The organism is Lysinibacillus sp. NPDC056185 (assembly GCF_047737915.1).
In the GTDB taxonomy this organism is placed as follows: Bacteria; Bacillota; Bacilli; order Bacillales_A; family Planococcaceae; genus Lysinibacillus.
The window spans coordinates 431157-441052 of the sequence record NZ_JBLLLQ010000001.1 but is presented as its reverse complement, the minus strand read 5'-3'; the positions used below and the strand labels follow the sequence as shown (position 1 = coordinate 441052).

The window sequence follows — 9896 nt, the reverse complement described above, 5'->3', positions numbered from 1 at the left end:
AAGCGAAGCGGCAGCAACAATTGGTTTCTGTAGCGAAAGCAAAGCGGCAGCTACAAGGCGCCTAGTCGGAACGGAAATCAACAACACGTTATGGCAATGATTCAAATGGTGGCAAATTTGTCTATTTTTTGACAAGTTATCGTGTGTTTTGAAGATCATTGTATTAGAATAATAGTAGAATTGGAAGAACGTAAGGAGAGAGAGAAATGGGTTACATTCAAAAGGGGACAAAGGCGTTTCATAAAGCAAACTGGGCTTTATTTTTAGCAGGCTTTATCACCTTCGCCAATTTATATGTATCACAGCCATTATTACCAACGTTTGCGAAGGAGTTTCATGTATCACCAGCTGTTGCGAGTTTAACGCTTTCTGTGACAACCTTTGCATTATCCATAAGTATGATTATTGTTGGCTCCTTATCAGAGGCATGGGGCAGGAAATCTTTGATGACGATTTCTATTTTGGGGGCATCAATTATTACACTTGCACTAGCCTTTTCCCCTAATTTTGAAACGATACTAGTGTTACGTGTAATACAGGGAGTTGTTTTTGCAGGATTGCCGGCAATTGCGATGGCTTATTTAGGGGAGGAAATGGATCCTTCTAGTTTAGGGATTGCGATGGGTTTATACATAAGTGGTAATTCGGTAGGTGGGCTTAGTGGACGAGTGATTATTGGTACAATAACGGATCTTTATAATTGGCAGGTAGGGATGATTGTACTGGGTATCATTAGTCTTATGATTAGCATGTTATTTATCTGGATGCTACCAAACTCCAAGCATTTTTCAGCACGTCCATTACAGATAAAATCATTGGTGACATCTCTTTTACAACATTTAAAGGACCCATCTATGCTTTGCCTTTTTGGTATTAGCTTTGTATTAATGGGAAGCTTTGTGACTCTTTATAACTACATTGGCTTTAAATTGATGGCGCCGCCTTATAATTTAAGTGCCACGATTGTTGGTTGGATTTTTGTGATTTACTTAGTAGGTACATTTAGCTCTGCTTGGTTCGGTAGTCTAGCCGATCAATATGGCCGTCAAAAGATGCTGTTATTGTCCATTACAATCATGTTTATAGGAGCGATTTTAACATTAAATGGGCTACTTAGTTTGAAAATTATAGGGATTACAATCTTTACATTTGGCTTTTTTGCAGCACACTCGATTGCCAGTGGCTGGGTAAGTAAACGGGCCACTCATGATAAAGCACAAGCCTCTTCTCTCTATTTATTTTTCTATTATTTTGGTTCAAGTGTTGGAGGAACAGTAGGAGGGGTATTCTGGATGCATTACGGCTGGGGAGGCGTTATTGTTATGATTGCTGTATTTTTGGTCGTTGCATGCTTATTATCCTTTTTGTTAAAGGGGATTATTGCTAAACACCAACGCATTGCAGCAAGGCACTAGAAATAGTATTTTTTTGCTTAGCTTATTTTCTTTCTCGTCCACATCCATAAATATAGCCTTCTTCATTAATTATTATAAAAATGATTTGTCGTAAACTATCTGATAGTATAATGAGTAGACTGGTGATCAAGAGGAGTTGAAAGAATATGTTCGCGCGTTTTAAAGGATTTTCTATCGTCTTAGCTTTTCTGGCGGTAGCATTTGTTTTGACGGGTTGTGGAGCTGCTAAAGAAAGTGGGCAATTGGAAGGAAATGCGGATTATTCATCAAAAGTGAAGGAAAATCCAATTGTGACGATTACGATGAACAATGATGAAAAAATCGTCATCGAATTAGAACCTTCTACAGCGCCGAATACGGTAGCTAATTTTATTTCCTTAGTTAAAAAAGGTTTTTATGATGGTCTTATTTTCCATCGAGTTGTCCCTGATTTTATGATTCAAGGTGGAGACCCTTCAGGTAATGGTACGGGTGGGCCAGACTATTCGATAGAAGGTGAGTTTTCATTAAATGGTTTTAAAAATGATTTAAAGCATGAACGCGGTGTCATTTCAATGGCTCGTTCGCAGGATCTGAATTCTGCGGGATCTCAATTTTTCATTATGGTAAATGAAGCATCACATCTTGATGGCGAATATGCTGCCTTTGGAAAAGTAATTGAGGGGATGGAAACAGTAGATGCTATAGCTACTTCTGAACGTGAGGGTGAAAAACCTTTAAAAGATCAGCAGATGAAAAAGGTAGAAGTAGATACAAAGGGCTTTGATTATCCAGCCCCAAAGGTACTAAAATAATAGTTGTGAAATTCTGAAGTACAATACGAAACAAAGAAGCATGAGAGATCGATTTTTGATCTCCCATGCTTCTTTGTGTTTAACCCATAATATTGTAGCCAGCGTCGATGTAAATCGTTTCGCCTGTCACACCGCGTGATAAGTGAGAAAGCATCACGATTGTCATATCTGCCACTTCGTCTTGTTGAACATTACGTTTTAATGGGGCTGTTTCTTCGATTTTGTGTAAAATTGTATTGAATGAAGGAACGCCTTTTGCAGCAAGTGTGCGAATCGCGCCAGCAGAAATCGCATTAACGCGAATATTATCTTTACCTACATCGGCAGCAAGGTAGCGCATAGATGCCTCTAATGCCGCTTTCGCTACACCCATGACATTGTAGCCATCAAGGACGCGCTCTGCTCCTAAGTAACTCATTGTTACGATAGAGCCACCCTCAGTCATATAAGGATGTGCGGCTTTTGCTGCTGAAATAAGGGAATAGGCGCTAGTATCTTGTGCAAATGCATAACCATCACGAGTTGTATCTAAGAAGCGATTGTGTAAATCTTCTGCATTGGCAAAGGCTACTGAATGCACGATGCCATGGATAACGCCTACTTTTGTACCGATTTCATCGAAAGCTGCTTTTGTGCTCTCGTCGCTGTTGACATCACATTGTACGATCAGTGAGTCAGATTGTTCGATTTTCTCTAATTGCATTTGTAATTTTTTTAATGAACGTTCTTGGCGATATGTGAAAATAACATTTGCACCTACGTCAAATAAACGTTTTGCGATACCCCAAGCAATACTTCGATCGTTTGCCACACCCATAACTACAATATTTTTATCTTTTAATTGTAATAAATTATCCATCATCTATAAGAACCCCTTTACGAAATAATATCTGTTATTAGTACCAACTACTAAAATCTTATCATACATAAAAAATGGTTGCAATAACAAGATGAAAAGACTGACAAACTTTACATTAGAAAATAAAAAAATTCATCTCTGCTATGTTAGAGACGAATCTAGTAGTTGTTATTTTTGCTACAAGATTTTTAAATTAATAAAAATGGTATAAGAATCTGTTATTAAGTTATTCGTATGAGAAAATTGGCTCATCACCAAAGTTGTGAATGACATTTGTTAAAACATATGCCAAGTATTAGTTGATTGGAGTGGAGACTAGGCGACACCTTGGGGATTAGCGATAGAGGAACGAAGGCTAAAACCATCACGTCCTGTGATAACGCCTTCGTGACCAACCTCGTGTTGGCCCGAGACCCTGCAGCGTAGCGGATGTTTTCTGTGCGAAAGCGAAGCGACAGCAACAATTGGTTTCTGTAGCGAAAGCAAAGCGGCAGCTACAAAGCGCCCAGTCGGAACGGAAATCAACCACACGTTATAGTGATGAGCCAAAGAATTAACATGTAATTTAATTTTGGTGTTTGTAACGTGAGGAGATAAAAATAAAGGCACCCAGTTAAGGATGCCTTTAAAGATACGTATGAAGGACTATTCGAATTTTAATGAGTCGCCATCAAAAGTTTCATCTGCTACTTTAATTGAGTCAGTTGGGCATCCTTCGAAAGCATCTTGCATGTCTTCTAGTAGATCTTCTGGAACTTCAGCAGTTCCCATGTTATCATCTAAAATAACGAAGGCAATCCCTTCATCATCATAATCATAAATATCTGGTGCTGCGGCTCCGCAAGCGCCACAAGCGATGCATGTATCTTTATCAACAATTGTGAATTTAGCCATTTTTTTTTCTCTCCTTTTACATGTTCCTACAAAGCTTCATACTCATTTTAAAGATGTTTATCTTACATTTCAACATAAATACTATTAAATTGGAGGAATTTGCGTCTATGTTTCATCAAATTTTATTGCAAATCTTTCAAAAACTAAATAACGAACGAACAATTTCTGCTGCTTATCATGTATTAAGAGGAAAGCGCTCAGGTCAGACTATTCAAGACATTGGCCTATTTCAGTTACATAATTATTTTGGGCTATTACCTAAGTTACCTAGGAAGACATTTGATGAAGCCGTAAATTCGTTTTTACAGTATAGTTGGTTAACTATGCAAGAATCTGGTCACTATTCCATGAAAAAGCTAGGTTTACAGCGAGCAGAGCAGACATCTGATTATTTATTTGACGGGTGGCACTATAGGGGAAATGAGCATATATTTTTTGCGAGGTTCTCGTTAATTGTACAAAGTTTATCCTATCAAAGCGCTGGAGTTCGTTCTTTTTCTCCAATAAGTAGGGATACGAATATTCAGTCTTGGGTTCGTACATTTTTAGTCGAGTCTAACTTTCAAGATGGGCATTTACAGCAGCAATTATTGGAGGAATGTGAACGCGCGCTTTCCGTGTTACCCTTATCAGATGCCAACAAACAGCTTGTCCTCTATCGGTTGAGTGGTCATAGTTTACCAGGATGGACGTGGCAGCAGCTTGCGAGTGAACGTCAGGAAACAGTTTTAGATTGTCAGTTAGCGTTTATAGAATTGCTACATACATTATTAAATGAAGTTCATCAGACAAATGATTATCCGTTACTTGGTAAAGTGGCAGAAGGATTAAGAGTCAAAGCATTACTAACCGATTCAGCGCAGCAAACAGCACATTTTTATGAGCAGGGCTATTCAATTGAACAGATTGTGCAAATAAGGAAACTAAAACAAAGTACAATCGAGGATCATTTGGTGGAACTAGCCATGAACGAACCGAACTTTTCGATTGGTCCATTCGTCTCATATGAAGAAGCGGAAAAAGTTTGGCTGGCATCGAAACACTATCAAACAAAAAAATTGAAAACATTGCATGAAGTAGTTGAAGGTATGAGTTATTTCCAGTTAAGGCTTGTCCTCGCGAAAGGAGAAGTATAGATGGAGCTTGAACAAACATTGACAAAGTATTTTGGCTATACAGCATTTCGTCCAGGCCAGAAAGAGGTCATTGAAGCCATTTTAGAAGAAAAAGATGTTATCGCTTTATTACCAACTGGAATGGGAAAGTCACTTTGTTACCAACTATCAGGATATATCCTGCAGAAGCCAGTATTAATTGTTTCTCCTTTGCTTTCTCTAATGCAGGATCAGGTAGAGGAGCTAAAACGCTTTGGTGAAAAGAGGGTAGTTGCCTTAAATTCATTTTTAACCGTAAGTGAAAAACGGTATGTATTACATTTTTTAGAGCAGTATCGTTTTATCTTTACGTCACCAGAGATGCTTTTACAGCAGCAAGTTCAAGACAAGCTTTCACAAATGCAGTTAGGTCTTATCGTCGTGGACGAGGCACATTGTATTTCTCAGTGGGGCTTTGATTTTCGGCCAGATTATTTACGAATTGGACAATGGTTTTCACAAGTAAATCGTCCACCGATTTTAGCATTATCGGCGACTGCGACGAATAAAGTAGTCAATGACATACGAGATACATTGTCGCTGGATACACCATTTGAGTTTTTGTACAATGTGGATCGGCCAAATATTCATCTTGGGCGTGTCGTATTTGAGGATAGGGCAGATAAAACACACTGGATTATGCAACATGTTAAAGAAACGGCAGGACCGGGTATATTATATATGTCCTCGCGGAAGCGTGCTGAACAATATAGCGAAGCGCTTATACAGGCTGGTATACGAGCGGCAGCTTATCATGCAGGCTATGGTGCTGATGACCGTCAGTTTATTCAGCAACAGTTTATTGACGGGGAACTCGACTGGATTGTGGCTACGAATGCTTTTGGAATGGGTATTAATAAGTCAAATATTCGTCAGGTTATCCATGAAACGCTGCCTGCTAATGTAGAAAATTACATGCAGGAGATTGGTCGTGCAGGTCGTGATGGTCAACCAGCGCTCGCAATTTTACTTTATAGTGAGGGTGATGAGGAACTTGCGAAATTTGTTGTAACAGGCGATTTGCCAACAGCTGGTCATGTTGATCGTTATCAGGAACTACTAAATCAACAAGTACAGCCTTCACAAATGTTGAAAAATGGAGAGCTGAGTGAGACCGCTTTTCGTGTGCTTGATTACTGGCTACAACAAGAAACGATGGAACAAGTTAAAGTGCGTTTAAATCATTTAGCACTGGAAAAGTATCGTGCTGTCGATAAAATGCATAAAATGACTCAGACAAAAGACTGTATTCGCACACAGCTAGTCGGGTATTTTGGGCAAAAATTGCTGAAAAAACCAGAAAACTGTTGTGAAAATTGTGGAATCCATTATGATGAAATCAATAAGGTACGCTTAAAAGAAGAGAAGAAAATAGAAATGATTCCATGGGAAAGTCGGCTAAAGCAACTCTTAATGGGTTGTTAAAGGTTCATCACCAAAAGTTGTGGATGACATTTGTTAAAACGTATGCCATATAATAAGTTGATTTCCGTACCGACTGGACGCCTCCAGGAAAGTGCCCGGTCGGAACGGAAATCAACCCCACGTTATGGTGATATGTCCTTTTTAGACTATAACTGACGGTCATTTACTTTTTTCGCAATATTCGTCATAATAGAATGATAGAAAGCGTAGTAAGGTTGGAGGAACGGCGAATGAGTAAAGAAGATTATCGCGATAAAATCGAAGAACATCGTCAATCTTTTGAAGAAGAACAAGAAGAACAAAAAGAACAGCAAGCTTTATCTAGGGTTTCAAGAATGAAGAAAAATGGAAATGACAATAAAAAGCCAAGTAATACAAAACGAAAACCGCCATTAATGACGATTCTTTTTGTAATTTTTATCTTAATTCCATTATCGATATTAGTCTATTTTTTAAAATTCTATGAACCTGGAACAACAATTGAAGAGGCTGAAAAAAATTCTTCGGATGAAGTTGTAGAATTTGACGATTCAGGGGATGAAGGTAAGTTAGCTGTGTCAACTGACAAAAACAAAGCAAAAGAAGACGATAAAGCAAACAAAGATAAAACAGACAAAGATAAAACAGACAAAGATAAAACAGACAAAGCAAAAGAGCCTTCTAAGAAAGACGCTGAGAAATTAGCAGCTGAGCAGAAGGCAGCTGAGGAAGCGAAAAAGGCCGAAGCAGCCAAGAAGGCAGAAGAAGCTAGAAAAGCCGAGGAAGCTAAAAAAGCTGAGCAAGCTAGAATAGCACAAGCAGAAGAGGCTAGAAAAGCGGAACAAGCACGAAAGGCCGAGGAAGCGCGTAAAGCTGAGGCAGCACGCAAAGCAGAAGAAGCAAAACAAGCCGCAAGTGCAAGTACTCATACAGTAAAAGCAAATGAAAATCTATATCGTATTGCATTGAATCACTACGGTGATGGCAGTGAAGCAACACTAGCGAAAATTCGTGCAGCAAACGGTATGTCTTCAAATAATGTAATGATCGGGCAAGTGATTAAGCTACCATAAGAAAAGCGGGTGTCATTCTTTGGCAATGATGTTTTTCTAGTATAAAATAATGGACAAACGTTAACACCAAATATGGTTGAGGCGTACGTCTGATTTAGTGAAAAGGCGATTCTTCATTATAACGAATCGTCTTTTTGCTTTCGTAAGGAGATGTGAAGGAATGATTTATTTTGGACTATTTGTTTTAGTAGTCATCGCGTTCCTGCTTTATATGTTGAAGGTGGCACATGAAAATAATGTTTTACATCATCAATTGTTATTAAAGGGTGAACAGGAAAAAATCCGACTATTTTTTATTTCGGATACACATTTACGCAAAATTAATCGCCAGATGATTGAACAGTTAGATGGTCAATTTGATGCTGTTATTATTGGTGGAGATTTTGCAGATGGACGCACACCTATTCAACGTATTCATGACAACCTAAAGTTATTAACTCCTTTAGGACCAACTTATTTTGTATGGGGGAATAATGACAGAGAAGTAGGTGAAGGACGATTACGAAGTATTTTGCAGGAACATGGTGTTCAGATCATCGCTAATGATGCTGTATTACTACCTAAAAAAAACCGCTTTTGGCTAAATGCAATTGAAGATACATCTACAATGAAATATAGCTTTGATGAAGCATTTGCAAAGGTAGGAGAGAAAGACTTAGTTGTTTTCATCTCACATAACCCTGGCGTTTTTGCAAGAGTCCGTGCAAAATTTAGAGCAGATTTAATGATTGGTGGGCATTTACATGGTGGTCAAATTAGAATTGGTCCATACGGTGTGCATCCTAATGGCTCTTATCGGGAGCGTGAGGGTGTGATGACGTTAGTAAGTAACGGCTATGGTACGACATTATTACCTTTTCGGCTTGGTGCGAGACCACAGTGTCATATTATTGACATTGAAATTTCGGGTAAATAAACAACCAAAACTCGATAGAAGGCGTATAATGGAAACGATAAGGATTAATTCGGTAAAAGCCCGATTAAGTAAAGTATTAGCAAATTGCTGATACAAAGTTGATAGGAGTGTCAAGAAATGCAGCAAGTAGATGCAATTATTGTTGGAGGGGGCCCATGTGGTTTAGCAGCAGCAATAGCCTTGCAAAATATTGGATTAAAGCCAATTGTCATTGAAAAAGGCAATATCGTAAATGCGGTATACAATTACCCTACGCATCAAACTTTTTTTAGTACGAGTGAACGACTAGCTATTGGTGATGTTCCCTTTATTATTGAAGGTCGTAAACCAAAGCGAAATCAAGCACTAGTTTATTATCGAGAAGTTGTACGTTTGAAAGCTATTCAAGTAAACCGCTTCGAGAAAGTAAATAGCGTTGTAAAAAATGGAGCGGTGTTTACAGTAACGACAGATAAAGAGGTCTATACAACACCTTATGTTGTGATCGCAACAGGCTACTATGACCATCCGAATTATTTAAACATCCCAGGTGAAAAATTGTCAAAAGTCTTCCATTACTTTAAAGAGGGACATGAATTTTTTGATACTGATGTTCTCGTAATAGGTGGGAAAAATTCGGCAATAGATGCAGCGCTTGAGTTGAATAAGGCAGGAGCTCGCGTCACTGTTGCCTATCGTGGTAGTGAGTATTCACCTAGCATCAAGCCATGGGTTTTACCAGAATTTGAAGGTGTAGTACGAAATGAAGAAGTCCAAATGCATTTCAATACAAATATACTGGAAATCCGAGAGCATGAGGTCGTAGTAGAAATTGATGGTAGCAAGAAAACTTTAAAAAATGATTTTGTTTTTGCTATGACAGGCTATCATCCAGATCATTCATTTATTCGAGCAATGGGTGTCTCTATTGATTATGAAACGGGTCGTCCTTTCTTTAATCCAGAAACTTTGGAAACAAATGTAGAAGGATTATTTATTGCGGGAGTTATTGCAGCTGGAAATAATGCTAATGAAATTTTTATTGAAAATGGCCGTTTCCATGGCGATTGTATTGCAAAGACAATTGACAAAAGAGCAAAATAGCAAGAGGAGCTGTATGAGCATGTAAGCTTATACAGCTTTTTTTAAAACGTCGGATAGAAGGGCAAGAACGACGGAAAGAGATTGAAGTGACGGATAGAAGGGTCAGAGCGACGGATGAAAGAGCTGAATCGACGGATAGAAGGGCCAGAGCGACGGAAAGAGATTGAAGAGACGGATAGAAGGGCCAAAGCGATGGAAAGAAGAGCCGAATCGACGGATAGAAGGGCCAGAGCGACGGAAAGAGATTGAAGCGACGGATAGAAGGGTCAGAGCGATGGAAAGAAGAGCCGAATCGACGGATAGC

Annotated in this window: 10 protein-coding genes; 7 read left to right on the top strand and 3 right to left on the bottom strand. The window is 38.8% G+C overall.

From position 1 onward, the window contains the following. Positions 1 to 206: 206 nt before the first annotated feature. Together ACMZ42_RS02195 and ACMZ42_RS02190 are read left to right on the top strand one after the other, a co-directional pair. Positions 207 to 1415, top strand: coding sequence for an MFS transporter (locus ACMZ42_RS02195; RefSeq protein WP_415730394.1), 1209 nt, complete (start codon positions 207 to 209; stop codon positions 1413 to 1415). A gap of 146 nt (positions 1416 to 1561) precedes the next feature. Continuing rightward, on the top strand, positions 1562 to 2209 hold the full coding sequence (locus tag ACMZ42_RS02190) for a peptidylprolyl isomerase (protein WP_370075958.1): 648 nt from the start codon (positions 1562 to 1564) through the stop codon (positions 2207 to 2209). A gap of 79 nt (positions 2210 to 2288) precedes the next feature. Here the strand turns inward: ACMZ42_RS02190 and ACMZ42_RS02185 are convergent, their stop codons facing one another. Next, the gene (locus tag ACMZ42_RS02185) at positions 2289 to 3071 is read right to left on the bottom strand and encodes an enoyl-ACP reductase (RefSeq protein ID WP_370075956.1); all 783 of its coding nucleotides are present in this window, start codon (positions 3069 to 3071) and stop codon (positions 2289 to 2291) included. A 642-nt stretch (positions 3072 to 3713) separates the two neighbouring features. Further along, on the bottom strand, positions 3714 to 3962 hold the full coding sequence (locus ACMZ42_RS02180; protein WP_053482601.1) for a ferredoxin: 249 nt from the start codon (positions 3960 to 3962) through the stop codon (positions 3714 to 3716). A gap of 107 nt (positions 3963 to 4069) precedes the next feature. Between ACMZ42_RS02180 and ACMZ42_RS02175 the strand changes: the two genes are divergently transcribed. From ACMZ42_RS02175 to ACMZ42_RS02155, 5 genes are all read left to right on the top strand, one after another. Beyond that, entirely contained in the window at positions 4070 to 5098 is a 1029-nt protein-coding gene (locus tag ACMZ42_RS02175; RefSeq protein ID WP_415730393.1) for a helix-turn-helix domain-containing protein, read from the top strand. After that, positions 5099 to 6541: a RecQ family ATP-dependent DNA helicase gene (locus tag ACMZ42_RS02170; protein WP_415730392.1), complete on the top strand. Its 1443-nt coding sequence runs from the start codon at positions 5099 to 5101 to the stop codon at positions 6539 to 6541. Positions 6542 to 6771: 230 nt separating this feature from the next. After that, positions 6772 to 7593 carry a LysM peptidoglycan-binding domain-containing protein gene (locus ACMZ42_RS02165; RefSeq protein WP_415730391.1) on the top strand — a complete coding sequence of 274 codons (822 nt, stop codon included), beginning with the start codon at positions 6772 to 6774 and terminating at the stop codon, positions 7591 to 7593. 160 nt (positions 7594 to 7753) lie between these two features. Further along, positions 7754 to 8509: a metallophosphoesterase gene (locus ACMZ42_RS02160; RefSeq protein ID WP_370075948.1), complete on the top strand. Its 756-nt coding sequence runs from the start codon at positions 7754 to 7756 to the stop codon at positions 8507 to 8509. 117 nt (positions 8510 to 8626) lie between these two features. Continuing rightward, positions 8627 to 9592 (top strand): YpdA family putative bacillithiol disulfide reductase, encoded by a 966-nt coding sequence (locus ACMZ42_RS02155; RefSeq protein ID WP_415730390.1) that lies wholly within the window; start codon positions 8627 to 8629, stop codon positions 9590 to 9592. A 102-nt stretch (positions 9593 to 9694) separates the two neighbouring features. Here ACMZ42_RS02155 and ACMZ42_RS02150 read toward each other — a convergent pair. After that, a partial coding sequence (locus ACMZ42_RS02150; protein WP_415730389.1) for a hypothetical protein occupies positions 9695 to 9896 on the bottom strand: 202 nt, incomplete at its 5' end.